Source organism: Agrobacterium sp. MA01 (genome assembly GCF_009650195.1).
Classification (GTDB): domain Bacteria; phylum Pseudomonadota; class Alphaproteobacteria; order Rhizobiales; family Rhizobiaceae; genus Allorhizobium.
This window is the reverse complement of the sequence record NZ_CP045854.1, coordinates 3,759,808-3,782,097: the sequence shown is the minus strand read 5'-3', so window position 1 is coordinate 3,782,097 and position 22,290 is coordinate 3,759,808. Positions and strand designations below refer to the sequence as shown.

General features: G+C 62.7%; 24 protein-coding genes and 1 tRNA gene. 16 read left to right on the top strand and 9 right to left on the bottom strand.

Going from position 1 to position 22,290, the window contains the following annotated elements:
- Positions 1-28: 28 nt before the first annotated feature.
- Entirely contained in the window at positions 29-853 is an 825-nt protein-coding gene (locus GH983_RS18060) for an SDR family oxidoreductase (RefSeq protein ID WP_153763148.1), read from the bottom strand.
- Between the two features lie 93 nt (positions 854-946).
- Between GH983_RS18060 and GH983_RS18055 the strand changes: the two genes are divergently transcribed.
- The gene (locus GH983_RS18055; protein ID WP_054149926.1) at positions 947-1,837 is read left to right on the top strand and encodes a YihY/virulence factor BrkB family protein; all 891 of its coding nucleotides are present in this window, start codon (positions 947-949) and stop codon (positions 1,835-1,837) included.
- Here the strand turns inward: GH983_RS18055 and gluQRS are convergent.
- A complete protein-coding gene (gene gluQRS / locus GH983_RS18050; protein WP_153763147.1) occupies positions 1,808-2,704 on the bottom strand; it encodes a tRNA glutamyl-Q(34) synthetase GluQRS in 897 nt (298 codons plus the stop codon). The genes GH983_RS18055 and gluQRS overlap by 30 nt on opposite strands.
- Positions 2,705-2,748: 44 nt before the next feature.
- Here gluQRS and GH983_RS18045 point away from each other — a divergent pair, with 44 nt between their 5' ends.
- Positions 2,749-3,393, top strand: coding sequence for a DNA-3-methyladenine glycosylase (locus GH983_RS18045; RefSeq protein WP_153763146.1), 645 nt, complete (start codon positions 2,749-2,751; stop codon positions 3,391-3,393).
- Positions 3,394-3,499: 106 nt separating this feature from the next.
- A complete protein-coding gene (locus GH983_RS18040; protein WP_054149929.1) occupies positions 3,500-4,057 on the top strand; it encodes an HNH endonuclease in 558 nt (185 codons plus the stop codon).
- Between the two features lie 55 nt (positions 4,058-4,112).
- On the opposite strand, the gene GH983_RS18035 is transcribed toward GH983_RS18040, so the two are convergent.
- Positions 4,113-4,628: a disulfide bond formation protein B gene (locus tag GH983_RS18035; RefSeq protein WP_054149930.1), complete on the bottom strand. Its 516-nt coding sequence runs from the start codon at positions 4,626-4,628 to the stop codon at positions 4,113-4,115.
- 11 nt (positions 4,629-4,639) lie between these two features.
- A complete protein-coding gene (locus tag GH983_RS18030) occupies positions 4,640-5,221 on the bottom strand; it encodes a YqaA family protein (RefSeq protein WP_054149931.1) in 582 nt (193 codons plus the stop codon).
- A gap of 179 nt (positions 5,222-5,400) precedes the next feature.
- On the opposite strand from GH983_RS18030, the gene GH983_RS18025 reads away from it, so the two are divergent.
- From GH983_RS18025 to GH983_RS18015, 3 genes are all read left to right on the top strand, one after another.
- Positions 5,401-5,485, top strand: a tRNA-Leu gene (locus tag GH983_RS18025).
- 22 nt (positions 5,486-5,507) lie between these two features.
- Positions 5,508-5,999, top strand: a complete 492-nt coding sequence (locus GH983_RS18020) for a hypothetical protein (RefSeq protein WP_153763145.1) — start codon at positions 5,508-5,510, stop codon at positions 5,997-5,999.
- A gap of 205 nt (positions 6,000-6,204) precedes the next feature.
- Entirely contained in the window at positions 6,205-7,839 is a 1,635-nt protein-coding gene (locus tag GH983_RS18015) for an AMP-binding protein (RefSeq protein WP_153763144.1), read from the top strand.
- A gap of 33 nt (positions 7,840-7,872) precedes the next feature.
- On the opposite strand, the gene GH983_RS18010 is transcribed toward GH983_RS18015, so the two are convergent.
- From GH983_RS18010 to secA, 4 genes are all read right to left on the bottom strand, one after another.
- Positions 7,873-9,144 carry a GNAT family N-acetyltransferase gene (locus tag GH983_RS18010; RefSeq protein ID WP_153763143.1) on the bottom strand — a complete coding sequence of 424 codons (1,272 nt, stop codon included), beginning with the start codon at positions 9,142-9,144 and terminating at the stop codon, positions 7,873-7,875.
- Complete coding sequence (locus GH983_RS18005) at positions 9,141-10,535, bottom strand: lipopolysaccharide biosynthesis protein (RefSeq protein ID WP_153763142.1); 1,395 nt, start codon at positions 10,533-10,535, stop codon at positions 9,141-9,143. Before GH983_RS18005 ends, GH983_RS18010 begins: the two co-directional genes overlap by 4 nt.
- A gap of 61 nt (positions 10,536-10,596) precedes the next feature.
- On the bottom strand, positions 10,597-11,802 hold the full coding sequence (locus GH983_RS18000; protein WP_153763141.1) for an acyltransferase family protein: 1,206 nt from the start codon (positions 11,800-11,802) through the stop codon (positions 10,597-10,599).
- 100 nt (positions 11,803-11,902) lie between these two features.
- Positions 11,903-14,599: a preprotein translocase subunit SecA gene (secA, locus tag GH983_RS17995; protein WP_054149936.1), complete on the bottom strand. Its 2,697-nt coding sequence runs from the start codon at positions 14,597-14,599 to the stop codon at positions 11,903-11,905.
- 245 nt (positions 14,600-14,844) lie between these two features.
- On the opposite strand from secA, the gene GH983_RS17990 reads away from it, so the two are divergent.
- From GH983_RS17990 to GH983_RS17965, 6 genes are all read left to right on the top strand, one after another.
- Entirely contained in the window at positions 14,845-15,696 is an 852-nt protein-coding gene (locus tag GH983_RS17990) for a peptidylprolyl isomerase (protein WP_153763140.1), read from the top strand.
- A 66-nt stretch (positions 15,697-15,762) separates the two neighbouring features.
- Positions 15,763-17,004, top strand: coding sequence for a bifunctional glutamate N-acetyltransferase/amino-acid acetyltransferase ArgJ (gene argJ / locus GH983_RS17985; RefSeq protein ID WP_153763139.1), 1,242 nt, complete (start codon positions 15,763-15,765; stop codon positions 17,002-17,004).
- A gap of 7 nt (positions 17,005-17,011) precedes the next feature.
- Positions 17,012-17,788, top strand: a complete 777-nt coding sequence (locus GH983_RS17980) for an N-acetyltransferase (protein ID WP_153763138.1) — start codon at positions 17,012-17,014, stop codon at positions 17,786-17,788.
- Complete coding sequence (mutT, locus tag GH983_RS17975; RefSeq protein ID WP_006728747.1) at positions 17,785-18,198, top strand: 8-oxo-dGTP diphosphatase MutT; 414 nt, start codon at positions 17,785-17,787, stop codon at positions 18,196-18,198. Before GH983_RS17980 ends, mutT begins: the two co-directional genes overlap by 4 nt.
- Positions 18,199-18,296: 98 nt before the next feature.
- The gene (locus GH983_RS17970; protein ID WP_054149941.1) at positions 18,297-18,617 is read left to right on the top strand and encodes a hypothetical protein; all 321 of its coding nucleotides are present in this window, start codon (positions 18,297-18,299) and stop codon (positions 18,615-18,617) included.
- Positions 18,618-18,673: 56 nt separating this feature from the next.
- Positions 18,674-18,847, top strand: a complete 174-nt coding sequence (locus GH983_RS17965) for a Flp family type IVb pilin (protein ID WP_054149942.1) — start codon at positions 18,674-18,676, stop codon at positions 18,845-18,847.
- 9 nt (positions 18,848-18,856) lie between these two features.
- Here GH983_RS17965 and GH983_RS17960 read toward each other — a convergent pair whose 3' ends face one another.
- Positions 18,857-19,741 carry a methyltransferase domain-containing protein gene (locus GH983_RS17960; RefSeq protein WP_153763137.1) on the bottom strand — a complete coding sequence of 295 codons (885 nt, stop codon included), beginning with the start codon at positions 19,739-19,741 and terminating at the stop codon, positions 18,857-18,859.
- A gap of 67 nt (positions 19,742-19,808) precedes the next feature.
- On the opposite strand from GH983_RS17960, the gene GH983_RS17955 reads away from it, so the two are divergent.
- Genes GH983_RS17955 through GH983_RS17940 form a run of 4 tightly spaced genes read left to right on the top strand, consistent with a single transcriptional unit; the run spans position 19,809 to position 22,182 of the window.
- Positions 19,809-20,585: a ComF family protein gene (locus tag GH983_RS17955; protein ID WP_083229640.1), complete on the top strand. Its 777-nt coding sequence runs from the start codon at positions 19,809-19,811 to the stop codon at positions 20,583-20,585.
- 46 nt (positions 20,586-20,631) lie between these two features.
- A complete protein-coding gene (grxC, locus tag GH983_RS17950; protein ID WP_054149966.1) occupies positions 20,632-20,886 on the top strand; it encodes a glutaredoxin 3 in 255 nt (84 codons plus the stop codon).
- Between the two features lie 13 nt (positions 20,887-20,899).
- Positions 20,900-21,757, top strand: coding sequence for a carbon-nitrogen hydrolase family protein (locus GH983_RS17945; protein WP_069042948.1), 858 nt, complete (start codon positions 20,900-20,902; stop codon positions 21,755-21,757).
- Positions 21,754-22,182 carry a DUF1178 family protein gene (locus GH983_RS17940; RefSeq protein ID WP_054149945.1) on the top strand — a complete coding sequence of 143 codons (429 nt, stop codon included), beginning with the start codon at positions 21,754-21,756 and terminating at the stop codon, positions 22,180-22,182. Before GH983_RS17945 ends, GH983_RS17940 begins: the two co-directional genes overlap by 4 nt.
- Positions 22,183-22,290 lie beyond the last annotated feature (108 nt).

Genomic DNA, 22,290 nt, shown 5'->3' with positions numbered 1-22,290 from the left:
CGTGGGATGAGCCTTTGTTCGTCGCCGGTCAGTCCAGCGAGCGCATCAGTCGATAGAAGAGGTCGGCCGGAAGCCAGCGCTTGATCAGGGCCCCCTGCTTGGCCGGCTTGGTCACGAGATAATGTGGGCGGGCACGCCGGGCGGTCAAGGCGTGGGTGAGGACTTTGTAGACGGCCTCCGGCCCGAGTTTGTGGCGGTTGACGGGGCCTGTGCCATCGAGTCGCGCCAGTTGCCGGCGGTAGTCCTGCGCATGCACAGAGTTTTCGAGGTCGATCACGCGGCGGATGTGGTGGAGCGCATTGGCGGTGAAGCGGCTTTCGATCGGGCCGGGCTCGATCAGGCTCACCTGCACGCCGGAGCCCTCGAGTTCCATACGAAGTGTGAGCGAGAGGCCCTCGAGCGCAAACTTCGAGGCCGTATAGGCGCCGCGCCAGCGATAGGGGATGATGCCGAGGATCGAGGAGCATTGCACGATGCGGCCTGATCCTTGCGCTCGCATCGCCGGGATCACCCGACGGGTCAGGTCGTGCCAGCCGAAGAGATTTGTCTCGAACTGCTGCCTGAGCGCTTCCGTCGGCAGATCCTCCACCGCACCCGCCTGGCCATAGGCGCCATTGTTGAACAGCGCGTCGAGCCGGCCCCCTGTGCGGTCGAACACCGTAGCGACAAGGGTTTCGATGCTGGCTGTGTCGGTGTAATCCATGACGAGGGCCTCAATGCCCTTCGCCTCGAGCGCGCCCAGGTCTTCCGGCTTGCGCACCGTCGCAAAGACCCGCCAGCCGTCGCGCTTGAGGGCCTCGGCACAGTAGGCGCCGATGCCGGAGGAACAACCGGTGACGATGATGCTCTTCACGGGGAAAACCTCGTTATTGCTTTGCAAACGGCGATGGGTTTCCCATATTCGGCCCCAGCCTGCAATCGTGCCCCGCGTTCTTGAGGAGACTGGATGCCGACTTTCCTGCGTATGCTCTACAAGGTCGGCTTTGACGCGTTCTGGCATTTCACCGAGGACGACGGCTGGGCGATGGCGAGCCATGTCGCGCTGTCGGCTATTCTTGCGCTTTTTCCATTCCTGATCTTCGGCACGGCGCTTGCGAGTTTCCTCGGCGCCGACCAGTTCGCCGAGACGGCGGTGCATCTGATTTTCGACACCTGGCCGGAGACCATCGCCAAGCCGCTGTCCGACCAGGTGGTGCAGGTGTTGACCATTCCGCGCGGTGGGCTTCTGACTATCTCGGTGCTGGCAGCCGCCTATTTCGCCTCGAACGGGGTGGAGGCGCTGCGCGTCTCGCTCAACCGCGCTTACCGGGTGGCGGAGACGCGGCCCTGGTATGTGACGCGGCTCGTCAGCCTCGGTTTCGTGCTGGCCGCCGTCGTCGTGCTGGCGGCGATCAGCGCGCTCCTCGTCGCGGTACCCGTGGCGCTCGCCTATGCGGAAAAGCTCTTTCCCTTCCTCAAGGATTTTCTCGCGACCGTCGCCAACTGGCGGGTTTACGGAACCGTTCTCTTCCTCGTCCTGGCGCTCGTGGTTTTCCATCTCGGCCTGCCGGCCGGCCGGCGGCGACTGTTCGACGTTCTGCCCGGCGTGCTCCTGACGCTGGCGCTCTGGCTGGTCGGCGCGCTTCTCTTCGCCTATTATCTCGCGTCCTTCGCCGATTATGCGGCGACCTATGCCGGTCTTGCCTCGATCATGATCGTGCTGGTCTTTCTCTACATGGTCGGCGCGATCTTCATCATCGGCGCGGAGTTCAATGCGGCACTGATGAAATTCCGGGTGGTGCCGGTGAAGGGGGCACCCGCAGGGATCTCAAATCCCGACCATGGCGCGAATATCTGACGGCGTCTTGCCCTCTGCCCTGAGCGCCGACAAGGCCGTGTCGCCGAGGCTTTTCGACAGCTTGCGGCCATCGGGCCCCAGGATCAGCCGGTGATGGTGGTAGACGGGTGCGGGCAGGCCGAGCAGGGTCTGCAGCAGGCGATGGATCGAGGTCGCATGGAAGAGGTCGAGACCGCGCACGACGTTGGTCACGCCTTGGGCTGCATCATCGAACGTGACGGCCAGATGGTAACTCGAAGGCGCGTCGGAGCGCCAGAGCACGACATCGCCCCAGGCGGCCGGATCCGCCTCAATCTCGCCTGTCGGCCCATCGCCGGTTTCCTGCCAGGTGAGAGGTTTTTCGATGAGACGCTGCGCCTTGTCGATGTCGAGCCGCCAGGCATAACGTTCGACCGTTGCCAGTTTGTCGCCCCGCTCGGCCTCGGACAGCATGCGCTCCTCTGTCGGATAGAGCGGTGCGCCGTCCGGGTCGCGTGGCCATGGGCCACCCTCGCGCTCGAAGGCTGAGACACGGGCCTTCACCTCGCCGCGGGTGAGAAATGCGGGATAGACCAGCCCCATTGCTTGCAGCCTATCGAGAGCTTCGCGATAGAGGGGAAAGTGTTCCGACTGGCGGCGGACGGGCCGTTCGAAGGGGATGCCGAGCCAGGTGAGATCGTCGATGACCGCCTGTTCGAAGTCCGGCGTGCAGCGCGTCAGGTCGATATCCTCGATGCGCAGCAGAAGGCGCCCGCCCGTTTTTCCGGCCATATCGGCGTTCAGAAAAGCAGAGAGCGCATGGCCGAGATGCAGCCGGCCATTGGGGCTCGGCGCGAAACGAAAGACGGGGGCATCCTGTCCGGTGGTTTGACGATCGCGTTCGGTCATGCTTTTCCTTCGCATGAGAGTGGAATGAGGAAAAGGGGACGGATTTGACGACGATCCGATGCGAGGCCGATCTCGCTGCGGGGCTTTCCCTTTTGCTGACACGCGATCCCCGGCTCTGTCCGATCGCAGACGCCTGCGGTCCGCTGCCGCTTCGCCTGTCGCCGCCGGGATTTGCGGGGCTCGCCTCGATCATCGTCTCGCAGATGGTGTCGCGGGCCAGCGCCGACGCCATCTGGCGGCGGATGACGGCGGTCCTGGGGAACCGGCCGCTGGCGGAAGATTATCTGGCGCTCGGGCCCGAGCTGATCGGCACATTCGGCCTGTCGCGCGGCAAGGCGCAGGCGCTGGAAGAGGCCGCCAAGGCCGATCTCGGTGGACCCTTCCGGCTCGACGAGCTGGTAGAAATGCCGGCGGATGCCGCGATCGCGGCGCTGACGGGGCTCAAGGGCATCGGCCCCTGGACGGCCGAGGTTTACCTGATGTTCTGCGGCGGCCATCCGGACATCTTCCCGGTCGGCGACGTGGCACTTCGGATCTCGGTGGGCGATGTTTTCTTCGCCGGAGAACGGCCCGCGCCGGAACTTGTGGCGGAGCTGGCTGAAGCCTGGGCGCCCGCCCGATCGGTCGCCGCAAGGCTGTTCTGGGCTCATTATGCCCGCATCACAGGCCGCACTGCCTTGCCCCGCTGAGGGCGCGCCGAGAGGTCGCAAGGCGGCTCAAAGATTCAGGCTTCACAATGCTGTAACAACGGACCTAATATAGAAGGGCAGATGCCGAATCGATCAGGAGTACCCCTTGACGATTGCAGTTTCTCCCCAGGCCCTGCCGGCGCTCGTCCTGAATGCCGACTACCGGCCACTGAGTTATTATCCCTTGTCGCTCTGGTCCTGGCAGGACGCGATCAAGGCGGTCTTCCTCGACCGTGTGAACATCATCGCCGAGTATGATCACTCCGTCTGCTCGCCGAGTTTCTCGATGCGACTGCCGAGCGTGGTCAGCCTCAAGACCTATGTTCAACCGACCCGGAATCCGGCCTTCACCCGCTTCAACGTCTTCCTGCGCGACAAGTTCGAATGCCAGTATTGCGGTTCGCCCGACGATCTGACCTTCGACCATGTCATCCCGCGCGCCCATGGCGGCGAGACGACCTGGGAGAATGTCGTGGCCGCCTGCTCGCCGTGCAATCTGCGCAAGGGATCGAAGCTCCCCAGGCAGGCAGGCATGCATCCGCATCAGGCACCCTACCGGCCGACGGTGCAGGATCTGCACAACAACGGCCGGCTCTTCCCGCCGAACTACCTGCACGAAAGCTGGATGGACTATCTCTACTGGGATACCGAACTGCAGCCTTGAGGTCAGGCGGCAGCGCGGCTGAAGGCGGCACGGATTGCGCCGCCTCGGATCCGCTTCAGACAGCGGGCTTGCGGAAGACGCCCCAGAGCGCAAGCGCGGCGAGGGCGGCACTCGTAAGCACATTCCAGCCGGCAAAGGACAGGCCGAGCACGCGAAGCGTCGCTTCGGTGCAGGACGGTGCCTTGGTGGCGTTCAAGGCTTCCAGAACATTGACGGGCGTGTCGCCACCGGTTGCGCCGATCGCGCAGGTTGACGGGCCTTCCCAGAACTTCCACTCGACGCCGGAATGGTAGATGCCCATGCCGACGCTGATCAGCATGGTGATGGCGATGGCGATCAGCAGGAGCTTCGTGACGACTGGCGGCAGGCGGAAGACGGTTGAAAGGACGGCCAGGACGCCGATTCCAATGCCGATATAGTAGGGATTACGCTGCATCAGGCAGAGCGCACAGGGGATATAGCCGCCGATATGCTCGAAGCCGAGCGCGGAGCCCACGACGAGCGCCATGCCGAAGGTAAGCAAGGCGGCAAGCGCGCCATCGGACTTCAGGGGTATTAGGATCGAGTTCATCTGCAACACTCTCACAGGGCGAATTTCACGAGGTAGAAGCCGCCGATCAGCAGCAGCATAAAAAGGGTAAAAAGAAGACCGAGATATTTCTCGATGAAGAGGCGAATGGATTCGCCATAGAGCTTCAGCAGGAAGGCTACGAGGAAGAAACGGAACGCGCGGCCAATGATGCTGACAATGGTGAAGACCAGGAAATTCAGCCCCGTGGCGCCGGAGAAGATGGTTAGGACCTTGTAGGGGAAAGGTGTGATCGCAGCAAAGAGCACCCCCCAGCCACCCCAGGTGTTGTACCAGCCCGCCACCTGTTCGAAGGCATCCTCCTTGCCGTAGAAGGCGAGGATAGGGCGTCCAATTGCCTCGAACAGGAACATGCCGATGGCATAACCGAGAAATGCACCGAGGACGGATGCGAGCGTGCAGAGGAGGGCCAGCCTGAACCAGTGGTCCCGGCGCTTGATGACCATAGGAATGAGCAGGACATCCGGCGGGATCGGAAAGAAGGAGCTTTCGATGAACGAGACGCCAGCAAGGGCCCGATCGGCGTGGCGAGTGCCGGCAAGCGACATCGTCCAATCATACATACGACGCAGCATTGAGGCTTCCGTGGGTAGATGGTTCACGGCGTTCTAGGGGGCGCATGGCTGCCTGTAAATGGTGCTGGCGCCGCGTCGGACGCGAGCGTTGAACGTTTGCGTGAAGGGATGCTCGAAAAAGGCGTTGACCGCTGCACCCCGGCTCGTATAGTCCGGCGCTGTCCATCCGACGCTCATGTGCCCCATTGGCGGAACTGGTAGACGCGCTCGACTCAAAATCGAGTTCCGAAAGGAGTGCTGGTTCGATTCCGGCATGGGGCACCACAATCTCAAAAAGGCAGAAGGCATGAGCAATACCGGCAAGAAGATCCGTATGGCGCAGCCTGTGCAGCAGGTGGTGGTGGATTCAGGCCTGTTGCCGAAGGTGCCGGCTCAGCCCGTTGCCGCCAAGGGCAAAGGCAAGTCGCAGACTGCTGCATCTCTGGCCGCGTCGCCTGTCGCCCCTGTTGAGGGCAAGCAGAAGATCAACATCGTGGCACCCGTTGCGCCGCAGGTTGCGGCCATGCGCCAGAAGCTTCGGCAGCAGTCGGTCCAGTCGCAGGTCGCGCGTATCGATGCGGCAATCGAGGCCGGTAAGGTTTCGCCCGCCGATGCCAAGGCACTGGTTTTGACGCTTGCGATGAAGCGGCTCGGCGCGAAGGAGGCGGCGGAGAAGTGGTATCGCAGCCAGAAGCTCGAACCCTTCGCCGGACGGACGCCGGCGCAGATGGTGCGTGCCGGTGAGTTGAAGGCACTGGTTGCCTTGATGCGCGCAGAGGGCGCCCAAGCCAAGGGCTGACCTTTGCGGCCGGCCCGTGCGCTTCGATGTGCAGACGTTTCCGTTTTCGGGTCAGCCTATGTCCTCGCCTGGCAACCGGTTTCCCGGCCATTCCAACGTCGATCCTTCTCCCGTTTGCCGGACGTTTACGCTGAGATGAGCGGCTTATTGTGCGCTTGCGAGATGAGTGTTAGCACTGACAGCATGACGATCCGGACACTCAGCCATGCTGCTTGAGCCGCGCGAGACCTTCGAGGCCCTGCGCCGCGACTTCCGCTGGACCATTCCCGCCGATTTCAACATCGGCCGGGCGGTCGCCGACGATTGGGCGGCGAAGTTTCCCGAGCAAGTTTGCCTGCAGCACTTTTCACCCGATGGCCGGCATCTTTCGATGACCTATGGCGAGCTTTCGGCGCAATCCTCGGCGCTGGCCGAGGCCTTGACGGAAATCGGCGTCATCAGGGGTGACCGTGTGGCGCTTCTCATGCCGCAATGCTTTGAAACGGTGATTGCGCATGTCGCGATCTACAAGATGGGCGCGATTGCCCTGCCACTTGCACTGCTCTTCGGCGAAGAGGCGCTGGAATACCGGTTGCGGGATGCGGGGGCGCGCGTGATCGTCACTAACAGTTTCGGCCTGCAGCGGCTGAAGGCCATCAAGGCGCGTCTGCCGGCGCTGCAGACGGTGATCTCGGTCGATGGCTCCGGTCCCGATGTCATCGGTTTCCGTTCGATGATCGAGGGCCGGTCCGGCCTGTTCGACATTGTCGACACAGGACCCGACACGCCGGCGATGATGATCTACACCTCGGGCACGACGGGGCCGCCCAAGGGTGCGCTGCACGGACATCGCGTTCTGGCCGGTCACATCCCCGGCTTCCAGCTGGCGCATAACTATCTGCCACAACCGGACGACAAGGTCTGGACACCCTCCGACTGGGCCTGGGCGGGCGGGCTGCTCAACGCGCTTTTGCCGGCGCTGATGCTCGGTGTGCCGGTCGTTTCCTCGCCGGCGCAGAAATTCGATCCGCATATGGCCTTCCGGATCATGGCCGAGATGAAGGTGCGCAATGCCTTTATCCCGCCGACGGCACTCCGGCTCCTGAAGGCGGTCGACAAGCCCCGCGAGGCCCATGATCTCGTGCTGCGCAGCATCGGGTCAGCGGGCGAATCGCTGGGGCGTGAAACCTATGAATGGGTGAAGACGGTGCTCGGCATCGTGCCCAACGAGTTTTACGGCCAGACGGAGTGCAATTTCGTGCTGTCCTCGGCGGCGCATCTCGGTGTTTCCAAGGGCGGCTTCATCGGCAAGGCGGTGCCGGGGCATGAGGTGGCGATCATCGATGCCGAGGGTCGGGAATTGCCGGCCGGCGAAACCGGGCAGGTGGCGATCAAGCGACCGGATCCGGTGATGTTCCTCGGCTATTGGAACAATCCCAAGGCGACGGAGGAGAAATTCGTCGGCGACTGGATGAAGACGGGCGATCTCGGACGGCAGGACGAAGACGGCTATGTGCAGTTCTTCGGCCGCGACGATGATGTGATCACGTCGTCCGGCTATCGAATCGGACCGGCGGAGATCGAGGACTGCCTGATCGGGCACCCGGCCGTCCGGCTCGCAGCCGTCATCGGCAAACCGGATCCTCTGAGGACCGAGATCGTCAAGGCCTTCGTCGTGCTGCAGGAAGGATACACGGCGCAGGCGGCCTTGTCGGCGGAGATCCGCGACTGGGTGAAGAACCGATTGTCGATGCACGAATATCCGCGCGAGGTGGAATTCGTCCCCGAGCTTCCGCTGACGACCAGCGGCAAGGTGATCCGTCGGCTGTTGCGGGATCAGGAGATCGCCAAGGCCAGCTGATGCTGTGGAGGTCGCGCAATGCTACCGCGGTGATCAGCCGCCGAAGCGGCGATTGAGTACCTTGTCGCGCAGAATGCGGGCGATGTTGCGCGTGTTGCGGTACATATGCAGCTGTGCACCGACCTGGCGGACGTCACGATCGACATTGGTTTTCAGGCCGATCACCAGGGTGCCCATGGCTTCGCGCTCCTGCCAGAAGCGGCTCATGATCGGATGATCGGGGGCCGCACAGCTGTCGGTGCGCTCGATGTTGGCATCGTCGAGATGCCATTCGGTGAGATCCGCCATCAAGAGCTTGCCAGGCGAGAAGCGGGCGTAGCGCTCGTCATAGGCGGTCTTCCAGGTATAGGCCTCGCCGGCCATGATGAAGACGACCATGGAGGCGATCGCCTGACCGTCGAGGTCGAGCGTGTGGATACGCACGGCATCGGCCTCGGCAAGATTGGTGATGGCCTCGCGGGCAAAGGCCGCCCGCAAGCGGTCGTTGACCATGGCGGAGCGCTTGCGCCCCTTCCAGCCGCTCGCTTCCAGCGCCAGAAATTCCTCCATCCGCAGACGGATCTCTTCCGGCTGGCGCGCGACATTGTAGCTCAACGTGCCCTGCGCGGAGAGCAGCTTCGCCTGACGCCGCATCTCGCGCAGGTGGCTCTTGCTGAGCGTCGATTGCAGATAGGCGGGGCCATCCACATAGCTCTGCAGCATGGGCCGTTGATATTCGTTGGTGACGGTCAGAGGCAGGTCGCGGGCGAGCGCCACGGCACGGGCGAGCTGGGTGAAGCGTCCTTCGAGGCGCAGATCCGGAATGACGAGCACGTTGGGAAGGCGCATCTCCGGCGCCACAAGGGCATCGAACATGTTGTCGATGGTTTCCGCCGCCCCTTCGGCATCGACCAGCGGCGTGCCAAGCGGTCCGAAGGGATTGGCCCAGACTCGAATGATCGAGGGACCGACGGAGAAGCCTGGCTTTTCGATCGAGAAGGGAAAGAGAAGGCGCAGGCGCGAACGGCGCTCGTCCTCGTCGCGAATGACGGCGAAACGCACCTGGCGCTCCTCCAGCCGCGGCATGGCCGGGGCGAGGAAACGCGGGGCGAAGAAGACATTGGCTTCCATCACCCGATAGGTCAGGTAGTCGAGTTCGTCCTGAAGCTCGTAGCCCATCTGGCTCGGATAGACGCTCAGACGACGGCCGGGGCGGCCGGTCGCGACCTCCGTCTCCGCCGCGGGCTTTACGCGGGCACCGGCAAGGCTGCCGACCAGGCGGTTGGCGCCGCTGTTCATGCTCTCGTCGTAGATGCTGTCGGTCATGTGCGGACGGCCTCCGCGGGGGGCGTCAGGGCATGCGGATCGGCAAAGGCGAAGACGACTATCCCGAGTGCGCGGCGGACCGCGATATGTAGCAGCATGGCTTCCACGACCATGGCCGTGGCGGTCGCTGTGGCAGCGCCGGCCAGACCCCAGGCGGGGATCAACGTGATATTGAGGCCGATATTGCAGGCAAGAGCCACCGCATAGACGGCGACGCAGAGCTGCTGGCGCCCGGCCATGGTCAGGAGCATTTCGGCCGGGCCGACCAAGGCCTTCGCCATATTGCCGGCAAAGAGGATCACCATCAACAGGTATCCGGCGGTAAAGGCTGAGCCGAAGAGACCGAGCAGCATGTCGCCGAGCATCAGGACGACGACGCCGACGGCCAGCGAGGGCCAGAAGCTCCAGCGCGCGGCCGTTCCCGCAAAACCGGCGAGGCCCTGGCTGTTTCCCTCGGCCATCAGGGTCGAGAAACGTGGTGTGGCTCCGGCTTTCACGGCGAAGAAGACGAATTGCATGAGTGCCATGGTCTTGGCGGCTGCGAAATAGACGGCGACCTGGTCCGGCGGCAGGTATAGGCCGACGACGATGACATCGGAATTGGTGAGGAGAAAGCCGAACCCCTCGATGAAGAAGATCGGCAGGGCTACCTTGAACCAGCCGGCGAAATCGATCTTGCGATCGCCACGGTCGTAGCGGTTCAAAAGGCGTCGATCTACGAGCAGGAACTGGCCGAGGGTCGTGAGATAGGTTGCGGCAAGTGCTGCCTGCATGGCGGTGACCGCGGTTGCGGGCGCGCCCCCGCTGACGGCCAGAAGCATGAAGCCGAGGATCAGGGCGGGGCGGACGATATAGGTGGGGCTCAAGCCGAGCACGGCCCAGCGATTGGCCCGGGCGGTGCCGTCGAGCACATCGCCGAGGGCGATCATCGGCAGGGCGAAAACGGCAAGGAAGAGCGGCACGAGGTAATAGTGCTCGATGCCGCTGCCGAAGAAATGCAGGGCCGTGATGCCGGCAAGTGCAAGGATACTGGCGCTCGTCATGGCAAAGAGGCGTGCGGTGGAGGTCAAGCCGCGGATCTTGGCATCGGCCTTGTCCTGGTCGTATTGCGGCAGGAAGCGGATGACGGCGGTGTGGAAGCCGAGGCAGGAGAAATTGCCGGCGAGAACGACCAGAACCCAGACGAAGACGAAAATGCCGTATTCGAATTCGCCCATCAGGCGGGCCTGGATGATCTGCGAAATGAAGGCGATGGCGGCGCTGACGACGCGGATGGCAAAGGCGATCGCGGCCATGCGCTGGGCGCGGGCCGTCTCGTCTTCAGCGCGGAGCGCGCGTACCAGACGCGGGCCCGCGGGCAACCATTTTTCCGCTGTTTCCAGAACAGTCATCGGTACGGACGCAATACTTCTCGCTGGGTCGGGTATGGGCTCCAGTGATGACAGATCAGGGTTAACGAAGTGTAGTGATGCTGCCTTGCGGCCGCCCGTCGTCCCGGGTCTTGCCGGACATCGGTACGCCGTTGAAGAGGAAAAGTGCCAGGGGCGAGCGCCGGATCAGCCGGTGGAGACCAAAGGAGAGGAAGAAGGTCGTGAGGCAGATCAGGAGGAACTCCACGACCGGCGGCCATTCCGCCAGGATGAAGAGCGCCGCAAGCGCGTAGATGATCGGGTGGTGCAGCAGATAGATGCTGAAGGAGGCGTCGACGATGCGGTCGATGCGCGGTTCTGGGCGGTTCCAGAAGCGTTCGGCGATGCCGATGAAAAAGAGGCTCAGGAGGATCGCGGCCGCGCCGTCGAGCGCGTTGTAGGCGATGCCCCCATCGCTGGCTTCCGCCCCGCGCAGTGCTGCGGCAAGGATCGCGGCGGCCACGCCGAATGCCGGAAGGCCGTAGCCCTTCGTCCAGACGAGTGCCTGGCGGATCTCCGGCGAGGCCCGCAGGACGGTGCCGATCAGGAAGAATGGCAGGTAGCGGAGATAGGGATCGATGCCGTGGGCGAGCAGATAGGGAAGGGCACCCTGGCGCGTCAGCATGTCCTGATGCGTAAGGTGGATCATCACCTCCCATGTCGCCGTCGCGATGATCAGGAATACGAGCGCCAGCCTCGGGCGCGTCCGCCAGTTCCCTTCGGTCTGCTTGATGACACGACAAACTCGTTCGAACCGCCGTCCGGCGGTGAGAAGCACCAGTATCCCGCTATAGGCGAGGAGCGCTGGCAGGAACCAGAGATGCATGATCCAGTTGGCGCCGGGATGGACGAGGTCCCGGCCAACCTGATCGAGCGCCGTCGACATCGAGCTTGCGCCGAGAAGGGCGCTTTCGAGGTCGATCACGGCGATCTGGATCGGTGCAAGCAGCACCAGCCCGGTGAGGAAGGGGATGCCGAGGCGAATGATACGACCGCGGAGCCAGGGTGCTGGCTCGCGCCTTTCCAGCATCATCGCCGCGAAGTAGCCTGCGACCATGAAAAAGGCGGGCATGCGGAAGGTCACGAGCACGCCGCTCAGGAAGGTCAGGATCTCGCTCTTTTCGGGGGATTGAATGTCCCAGAGGACGCGGGCATTGTAGGCCATGGCGGCGTGGTAGGGGATGCCGAGAAGCATCAGGAAGGCGCGCAGCCAATCCCACTGGTGCTCCCGCGCTGTCATGGCCGACATCAAGCCCTCCAAAGGAAAAGGGGAACCGGGCCGTTTGGCGCGGTTCCCCTTTTGTCAGAGGTTAAAAGCGAAAGGTTGAGAAAGCCTCAAGCCCTCGCGGTCACGCTTCGAGCGCGCCGTGGCAGTGCTTGAACTTCTTGCCGGAGCCGCAGGGGCAGGGCTCGTTGCGACCGACGGTGCCCCAGCTCTTCGGATCCTGGGGATCGCGGTCGCCGGCGGGAACGGCAGAGCCTTCGCCGACATCGTCCTCGCCGGTGGTGGCGTCGATGTGGTGGGCCTGCATCGGCGGCGGGGTCGGGGCCGGGGGCGGATCACGGACCAGTTCGACGCGTGACATCTGCATGGTCACGGCATCGCGCAGGTTGGCGAGCAGGGCCTGGAAGAGCTCGAAGGCTTCGGCCTTGTATTCCTGCAGCGGGTCGCGCTGGGCGTAGCCGCGGAAGCCGACGACCGAGCGCAGGTGGTCGAGGTTGACGATGTGTTCGCGCCACAGGTTGTCGATGGTCTGCAGCACGACGGAGCGCTCGACATAGGTCATCAGTTCGGCACCGAAGCGCTCGGCCTTGTCGGCATAGGCCTTGTCGGCAGCTTCCATGATGCGGTTGTAGATGTCGTCCTCGGCGATGCCTTCCTCGGCGGCCCAGGCATCGATCGGCAGGTCGAGATTGAGGGTGGTCGCGACCTTCTGCTTCAGGCCGGCGACATCCCACTGCTCGGCATAGGCGTTCGGGGGCACATGGATGCCGACCATGGTCTCGATGACTTCGTGGCGCATGTCGGTGACGGTCGCCGAGACATCGGTCGCGTCCATCAGCTCGATGCGCTGCTCGAAGATCACCTTGCGCTGGTCGTTGATGACGTCGTCATACTTCAGAAGGTTCTTGCGGATGTCGAAGTTGCGGGCTTCGACCTTCTTCTGGGCGCGTTCCAGCGCCTTGTTGATCCAGGGGTGGACGATCGCTTCGCCATCCTTCAGACCGAGCTTCTGCAGCATGCTGTCCATACGGTCAGAGCCGAAGATGCGCATCAGGTCGTCCTGGAGCGACAGGTAGAACTTCGACCGGCCCGGGTCACCCTGACGGCCGGAACGTCCGCGCAGCTGGTTGTCGATGCGGCGGCTTTCGTGACGCTCGGTGGCGATGACGTAGAGACCGCCGGCTTCGAGCGCCTTCTGCTTGAGGGCCGCAATCTCAGCCTTGATGGCTTCGGTCTTCGCATCGCGCTCCGGACCCGGCTCGATCTCGGCCAGTTCGTGCTCGAGGCGCATGTCGAGATTGCCGCCGAGCTGGATGTCGGTACCGCGGCCGGCCATGTTGGTGGCGATCGTCACGGCGCCGGGAACGCCGGCCTGCGACACGATATAGGCTTCCTGCTCGTGGTAGCGGGCGTTGAGGACCTTGAAGTCCTTGAAGCCGGACTGGCTCAGCATGTTGGCGAGCAGTTCGGACTTTTCGATCGAGGTGGTGCCGACCAGAACCGGCTGGTTGCGTTCGCTGGCGGCCTTGATCTCCTCGATGATCGCCTTGAACTTTTCCTCGACGGTCCGGTAGACCTCGTCATCCTCGTCGATACGCTTGATCGGCAGGTTGGTCGGAACTTCCAGGACATCGAGACCGTAGATGTTGGCGAATTCTTCCGCTTCGGTTGCTGCCGTACCGGTCATGCCGGCGAGCTTCTTGTACATGCGGAAATAGTTCTGGAAGGTGATCGAGGCGAGCGTCTGGTTCTCGGGCTGGATCTGCACCTTTTCCTTGGCTTCGAGCGCCTGGTGCTGACCTTCCGAGTAACGGCGGCCCGGCATCATGCGGCCGGTGAATTCGTCGATGATGACGATCTCGTCGTTGCGGACGATGTAGTCCTTGTCGCGCTGGAACAGCTTGTGGGCCTTCAGCGCGTTGTTGATGTGGTGGACGATCGCAACGTTTTCGACGTCGTAGAGGCTCTCGCCCTTCAGGAGGCCTGCCTCGCGAAGCAGATTTTCGAGCTTCTCTGTGCCGACTTCCGAGAAGTTGGCCGCGCGCTGCTTTTCGTCGATCTCGTAGTCTTCTTCCGACAGGAGCGGGATGAAAGCGTCGATGGTGTTGTAGAGATCCGAGCGGTCGTCGAGTGGGCCGGAGATGATCAGCGGCGTGCGGGCTTCGTCGACCAGGATCGAGTCCACTTCGTCGACGATCGCGAAGTTGTGGCCACGCTGCACCATCTGGCCGCGCTCATACTTCATGTTGTCGCGCAGATAGTCGAAGCCGAGTTCGTTGTTGGTCGCATAGGTGACGTCGCAGGCATAGGCAGCGCGGCGTTCATCGTCGGAGAGACCATGGACGATGACGCCGGTGGTCAGCCCGAGGAAGCCGTACATCTTTGCCATGGTCGCGGCGTCACGGCGGGCGAGGTAGTCGTTGACGGTGACGACGTGGACACCCTTGCCCTCGAGGGCGTTCAGGTAGACGGCAAGTGTCGCGACCAGCGTCTTGCCTTCGCCCGTCTTCATTTCGGCAATCGAATTGTCGTTGAGGATCATGCCGCCGATCAGCTGAACGTCGAAGGGACGCATGCCGAGCGCACGACGGGCACCTTCACGGGCGACGGCGAAGGCGGGTACCAGGATATCGTCCAGCGTCTTGCCGGCGGCCAGCTCTGCCCGGAACTCGGCCGTCTTGGCGGCGAGCTGTTCGTCGGTCAGCGCCTTCACCTTCTCTTCGAGGGCTGCGATCTGAGCAACGCGGGGGTTATAGGATTTCACGCGACGGTCGTTCGACGATCCGAAGATTTTGCGCGCAAGTCCACCAAGACTGACCATATCGATGGTCCTTTCTGACCTTCGTCATATCGTTGACGTACCTTTCGAACCACCATTAGCGAGGACGAATAGGCACAAGGCGCCCTGAAACTACTCTGGACGCGAGGTTGCGTGACAGATAAGAGGGGGGTCGAATGATGTCAACGGCGCAGGCTGGTGCCAAATCCCCTCGGTCGCCGGGCATCTGACAATCTTTTGCCCAATTCGAACGGTCTTGAAACGGTTCACCATCCGAAAGGTCTTTCATGCTTCGCCTCAACAAAATCGTGCTTGCCGCCTGCGTTTCCCTCTCGGCCCTCACCGGTGCGGCTTTCGCCCAGGACGCCACTGTCGTTGCAAAGGTCGGTGATCTCGAGATCACCCAGTCCGAACTCGATCTGGCGATCGCCAACCTCGATCCGCAGCTCGCACAGCTTCCCGATGAGCAGAAGAAGGTCGCTGCCCTTTCCGGTGCAATCGACGTCAAGCTGCTTGCGGCAAACGCGACCGCCGCCGGTCTGCAGGACGATCCTGAATACAAGCGCCGCATGGCCTTCATCGCCGAGCGCGAGCTGCATAACGCCTTCTTCAAGAAGAATGTTGTCGACGCTGTCACGGAAGACGAAGTGAAGGCGCGCTACGAGAAGGAAATCGCAGCGCTTCCGAAGCAGGAAGAAGTGCGCGCCCGCCACATCCTGGTGAAGACCGAGGAAGAGGCCAAGCAGATCATTGCCGATCTCGATGCCGGCAAGGACTTCATCGAAATCGCCAAGGAAAAGTCGACAGACCCGAACAAGACGGAAGGTGGCGATCTCGGCTACTTCTCGAAGGGCCGCATGGTCCCCGAGTTTGAAGAGGTAGCCTTCTCGCTCGAAAAGGGCGCGTACACGAAGACGCCGGTTCAGACCCAGTTCGGCTTCCACGTGATCCTTCTCGAAGACAAGCGCGATGCTCCGCCGCCGGCCTTCGAAGCCGTCGAGCAGCAGGTTCGCCAGCTCGTGATGCGCGACAAGTATCTCGAGCTGATCGAAAAGGCGAAGACCGAGCAGAAGATCGAGATCGTCGACGAAGCCCTGCGCAAGGGCTACGAAGAAGCCAACACGGCAGAGCAGCAGTAAGCTCTTCCCTAATCGTTGTTTGTTCCAAGGCCCGCAGTTTGCGGGCCTTCCATTACGGGCCGCGCCATGTCTTCCAGCATTTCTCCCCTCGCTCCGAAAACCTATGCCGACATGCCTCAGATCCGCGGTGTGCGGATGGCGACCGCGGCTGCGGGCATCAAGTACAAGAACCGCACCGATGTGCTGTTGATGGCCTTTGACGAACCGGCCTCGGTCGCGGGCGTCTTTACCAAATCCAAGTGCCCTTCGGCTCCGGTCGATTTCTGCCGGCAGAACCTTTCGCACGGCGTGGCGCGCGGCGTCGTCGTGAATTCCGGCAATGCCAATGCCTTCACCGGGGTGAAGGGCAAGGCTGCGACGGAGCTGACGGCGAAGTCGGCAGCGGCAGCATTGGGTTGCGGCGAGAACGAGATCTATCTTGCCTCGACGGGGGTCATCGGCGAACCGCTGGATGCGACGAAGTTTTCCGGCGTCCTCGAGCAGATGGCGACAGATGCGACCGGTGACTTCTGGTTCGAGGCCGCCAAGGCGATCATGACCACGGATACCTATCCGAAGGTCGCAACGCGCAGTGCGAAGATCGATGGCGTGACTGTCACCATCAACGGCATTGCCAAGGGTGCCGGCATGATCGCGCCCGACATGGCGACGATGCTCTCCTTCGTTGTGACGGATGCGGATATCGCGCCGGCGGCCCTTCAGGGTCTTCTGTCTGCAGGCGTCGAGCCGAGCTTCAATTCCATCACCGTCGACAGCGATACATCGACCTCGGACACGCTGATGCTGTTTGCGACCTGTGCCGCATCGGCGGATGGTCAGGCGAAGATCGAGGCGGCAGATGATGCCCGTCTCGGCGATTTCCGGGCGGCGCTGAACGATCTCCTCAAGGATCTGGCGCTGCAGGTTGTGCGTGACGGTGAAGGTGCCCGCAAGATGGTGGAGATCACCGTCAAGGGGGCCGAAAACGATCTTGCGGCCAAGAAGATCGCGATGTCGATCGCCAATTCGCCGCTGGTCAAGACGGCGGTGGCCGGTGAAGATGCCAATTGGGGTCGTATCGTGATGGCGGTCGGCAAGTCCGGTGAAATGGCCGATCGTGATCGGCTGGCGATCTGGTTTGGCGATGTGCGCGTAGCGGTCAATGGCGAGCGTGATCCTGCCTATTCGGAAGAGGCGACCACGGCCGTCATGGAACGGGAAGACATTCCGGTTACCGTCGATATCGGTCTTGGTTCCGGCACGGCCACGGTCTGGACCTGCGATTTGACAAAGGAATATGTCGCCATCAATGGCGACTATCGGAGCTGACGTCTGAATGCATGCAATGGTAAGTGATCCCAACCTGCCGCTCGTCCGGCGCCTCGAAGCGGTGGGTTTTCGGGCCTGGCCGGCAAGCAGCGTCGTCTATGATGGAAGCTGGCAGGTGCGCCTGACTGGGGGACATCCCGGCAAGCGGTTGAATTGTGTCGTGCCGCTCGATCCCTCGGATAGCCGCGATATCGCGCTGCGCATCGAAAAGGCCGGCAAGCGTTTCGAGGCGCATGGGCGACCGCTTCTGGTGCGGCAGACGCCGCTTTCGCCGAAGCCGCTGATCGACTTTCTGGCGTCCGATGGCTGGGAATGCTTCGAGGAGGTCGTGACAATGACCGGCGATCTCGGGCGCATGACCTTCCCGGATACTCTCGACCATCTGCCGACCCAGGATGTCGGGCGTTATGTCGATGCCGATATCGCGGTGCATGGCAGCGATCCGGGTTTGAAGGCAGCGCTCGCTGAGATCCTTGGAAACATCAAGCCGGCATCCGGCCTCTTTGTGATCGAGGATGCCCTCAAGGGACCGCTTGCGGCGGCTCTGTGCGTTCAGGACAATGATCTCGCGGGCATCATGTCGCTTGCTGTCCGTCCCGATCACCGTCGACAGGGGTTCGGTATCGAGATCCTGAGTTCTGCACTGCGCTGGGCCCGCATGCGCGGTGCCCGCACCGCCTGGCTGCAGGTGGTTGCCGACAACACGGAAGCGATGGCGCTCTACACGAAGATGGGCTTCGAGGAAGCCTATCGCTATGCCTATTGGCGGAAAGCGTCTGCATGAGCGATGTGAAGAAGCCCATCCTGCTCGTCGCGGCCTGCGCGCTCGTCGATACCGACAACCGCATCCTGCTCGCCCAGCGCCCCGAGGGGAAGTCGCTCGCCGGGCTCTGGGAATTTCCCGGCGGCAAGGTTGAGGCCGGGGAAACGCCTGAGGAAACCCTGGTGCGCGAACTCGAGGAGGAGCTCGGGATCAAGACCAAGGTGGCCTGCCTCGCGCCCCTGACTTTTGCGAGCCATACCTACGAGACGTTTCACCTGTTGATGCCGCTCTATATCTGCCGCCGCTATGAGGGCATTCCGCAGGGGCGGGAAGGGCAGGCAATCAAGTGGGTCAAGGCTAAGGCGCTTCGCGAGTATCCGATGCCGCCGGCGGACGAGCCGCTCATTCCGGTTCTCCAGGACCTTCTCTGAGAAAAGCCTGATTCAAGCCGCGTCGTTAATCAAAAGTTTATAACCCTGACCGCAATATACACTCTGTTCATGCGTCGGATACGTGTGTGGAGCGTAATATGGTAAACGAGGATTTCTGGAAGGCCGCACGGTCCCGAGAGCGGTCTTCGGTCAAAACGGGCAGGACCGGGGTCTTGAATATCGCGTTGCTTTTCGGCACGGCTGCGATCGCCCTTTCGCTTGTCTTGACGCCCATGCTCGCCTCCAAGACCGACCGCAAGACGCTCGCTTTTCAGCCTGACGAATTCGACATGATTACCACCGGATCGATCCCCAAGGACGAGAGCGGCAAACGGTATACGATCCGCCGCAGCGTGCTTCAGGAGACGCCGGGTTCCGTCTGCATCATCGACGGCTACGGCTCCGGCCAGGCCTGCTAATTCCCATCGGCCGGGGCGGGGGCAACCATCTCGGATCCAGACTGTCAGGAGCGAGAATGCGTCTTTTACGCCAGTTGATGTCTGACCTTCGTGGCGCGACCGCCGTCGAATACGGACTGATCGCCGCGATTATCAGCGTCGCGCTGCTTTCCGGCTACAGCGCGTTCACGGGCTCGCTGCTCAGTACCTTCAATACAGTCGAAACCCAATTCACCGAAGCCAAGAAGTAACAATCGCCGTCAGGGTTCATCTGGTCGCCGCGCTGGATCGAGCGCGTCGGCGAGGCGCATCTTTGCAGAACCGGGCTTGAGCGGTTTCTGCTGGCTCTCGTGTGGGGCCCAGCCGGAAACGAAGACGATCGAGAAGGTGGCGCGGATGCGGCCATCCGGATCGGAGAACCGTTCGGCATAGAGTTCCGCTGCCCGAAGGAAGAACTTGCGCGAGACCGGGCGACGGCTGCGTCCCAGAAGCGGGTTGGCCATGCCCATGGCCTTGAGGTCCCGCATCAGCGCGAAGATGTGATCGTAGCGGACGGTGAAGCTTTCCTCGTCGATGACTGGAAGTGCGAAACCCGCGCGCTGCAAAAGCGAGCCGATGTCCCTGATGTCGGCGAAGGGGATGACACGGGGGCTTGCACCGCCGTAGATCTCCGTTTCGGCCGCCAGCAGAACCTCGCGCAATTCGGCAAGCGTTCCTGAACCTGGGATTGCTGCGAGCAGCAGGCCGTCGGGTTTCAGCGCACGGCGCATCTGGATCAGCATGCCGGGCGTATCATTTGTAAGGTGCAGTGATAGCGGCGAGAGGATGAGATTCACGGATTGCGGCTCGAGAGGCACGCTTTCGTAACCGGAGACGGCGACCGGGTTTTCGGCCTCACCGAAATTCGCATCGGTCTCGATCCGCCGCAGCGTACCGATCTTGCCGGTCGCGAGCGCAGCCCTGGCGGTGAGCCCGGTTCCGCCGAAGAGTTCCACGGCATCGTCGAAGCTGCGCTGGACGATGGCCAGGCGGTCGGCGAGTTCGCGGGCGGTCAGGTCCAGCAGGAAATCGCTGCCGGCTGCGTTGCGGGCCAGGGCACGCGCACGGTTGCGGGCGATCAGGGCTTCGTCGAAAAGCTCGTTCATGGCGGGAATCCTGGATTGGCCTCGTTCCGGCATTGGCCGAACGCCCAAGCGGGCGTAAAGTCGATGCATGTGGGCTCATTTAGTGCAGAAAAGCGCATCCGTCAGCCGGCATCATGCCGGATCGGCGCTGCGCGGGCTGTTTCATCTCATCTATCCACCGGCCTGTGCCCATTGCCATGTCCGTGTCGCCAGCCATCACGCACTCTGTGCGCAGTGCTGGGGCGACATGCGGCTGATCGACAAGCCCTATTGTCCGGTTCTCGGCCTGCCCTTTGCTCATGATCCGGGCGAGGGGATGGTTTCGCCGCAGGCGATCGCCCATCCGCCCGTCTTCGACCGCCTGCGTTCGGTTGCCCTCCACGAGGGGGTGGCGCGGCATCTGGTACATGATCTCAAGTATCGTGACCGGGTGGATCTGGCGCCGATGATGGCCGGCTGGATGCTGCGGGCGGCCTCGGTGGAAATTGCCGCCTGCGATGCCATCGTCTGCGTGCCGCTGCACCGGATGCGGATATTTCGGCGCATGTTCAACCAATCGGCGGAACTGGCGCGGCATGTGGCGCGGCAATCGGGCAAACCGTTTTTCGCGGAGGTGCTGCTGCGGCGCAAGCGCACGCAGCAACAGGTCGGCCTGACGGCGAACCAACGTTCGCTCAACGTACGCGGCGCCTTCGGCGTGCCGGCAGGCCTTGAGGATCTCGTCTTCGGCAAGCGCTTGGTGCTGGTTGACGACGTCTACACGACGGGGGCGACGGTCAGTGCGGCGACAACTGCCCTGAAAAAGGCAGGCGCTCAGGATGTCACTGTTTTGACCTTTGCAAGGGCACTCGCCGGGCCTATATGAGGGGACCAATTCCCTGTCTATGCGACGCTTTCCGGCGGAGAACTTCATGGCTGACGTCACGATCTACACACGGCAATTCTGCGGCTACTGCGCCAGCGCCAAGGCGCTACTGGACAGCAAGGGCGTCGCCTATGTCGAGCATGACGCGACAGGCAAGCCGGATCTGCGTGAGGAAATGATCGCCAAGTCCGGCCGCAACACTTTCCCGCAGATCTTCATCGGTAGCCAGCATGTCGGCGGCTGCGACGACCTGCATGCGCTCGATCGGGCCGGCAAGCTCGATCCGCTTCTCACAAAGTAAGGACTGATTGGTCATGGTGTTCAAGGCTGCCGCCGTCCAGATGTGCTCCGGGATCGATCCGGAGAAGAATGCCGAAAGCATGGCACGGCTCGTGCGCGAGGCCGCCCGGCGCGGGGCGATCTATGTTCAGACGCCGGAAATGACGGGCGCGGTGCAGAAGGATCGGGCCGGTCTTGCCGCCGTGCTGCGCGACGAAGAAACCGATCTCATTGTCAAAAAGGCGTCGGAGCTTGCCAAGGAGCTCGGCATCCATCTGCATGTCGGCTCCACCGCCATCAAGCTTGCCGATGGCAAGATCGCCAACCGCGCCTTCCTGTTTGGCCCCGACGGCAAGAAAATCACGTCCTACGACAAGATCCACATGTTCGACGTCGATCTCGACAATGGCGAGAGCTGGCGCGAAAGCGCGGTCTATCGTCCGGGCGAGCGGGCGGTCGTTGCCGATCTGCCCTTCGCCAAGCTCGGCTTCGGCGTTTGCTACGACGTGCGCTTCCCGCATCTGTTCCGGGCGGAAGCCATGGCGGGGGCGCAGATCCTGACGACGCCGGCCGCCTTTACCAAGCAGACCGGCGAGGCGCATTGGGAGATCCTGCTTCGAGCCCGCGCGATCGAGAACGGCGCCTATGTCATCTCGGCCGCCCAGGCGGGCGTGCATGAAGACGGGCGCGAGACCTTCGGTCATTCGATGATCGTCGGCCCCTGGGGCAAGGTGCTGGCGTCTGCCGGCGGCACCGGCGAGGACGTGGTCGTTGCCGAGATCGATCTCGAGGCAGTGAAGGCCTGCCGGGCGAAGATCCCGAACCTGAAGAATGGCCGCGACTTTGCGCTCGACATCGCGCCTGTGCTTGCCAAGGGAGGCGTCACAGTTTGATCCGCTATTCGCTGTGCTGCGAGAAGGCCCACGAATTCGAAGGGTGGTTTTCGGAGAGCGCCGATTTCGACCGGCAGAAGGCTTCGGGTTACCTCACCTGTCCCGTCTGCGGATCGGCCGAGGTGGCCAAGGTGCTGATGGCACCGGCCGTGTCGACCGCCCGTCAGAAGGAGGAGACCCAGGCGCTGGCCGTCTCCGAGGTGCAGAAGCAGGCCTTCGTCAAGCTCAAGGAGGCGATCCGCGAGATCCGTGCGAGCAGCGAGGACGTCGGGGAGAAGTTTCCCGAGGAAGCCCGCAAGATCCACTATGGCGAGTCGGAGGCGCGCGGCATCATCGGCCAGGCGTCACCCGTGGAGGTCAAGTCGCTGATCGAGGAAGGCATCGAGATCGCGCCGCTGCCGGTCCTGCCTGACGACGTGAATTGACCACCGCCTTTACCGCCGACGGTGCGCCTATTTCATCAATCGAGCGCGCATCAAGCGACTGGCTGCTGACAATCTTGAGACGCAGGCCGATCTGATTTCAGCCGTCAA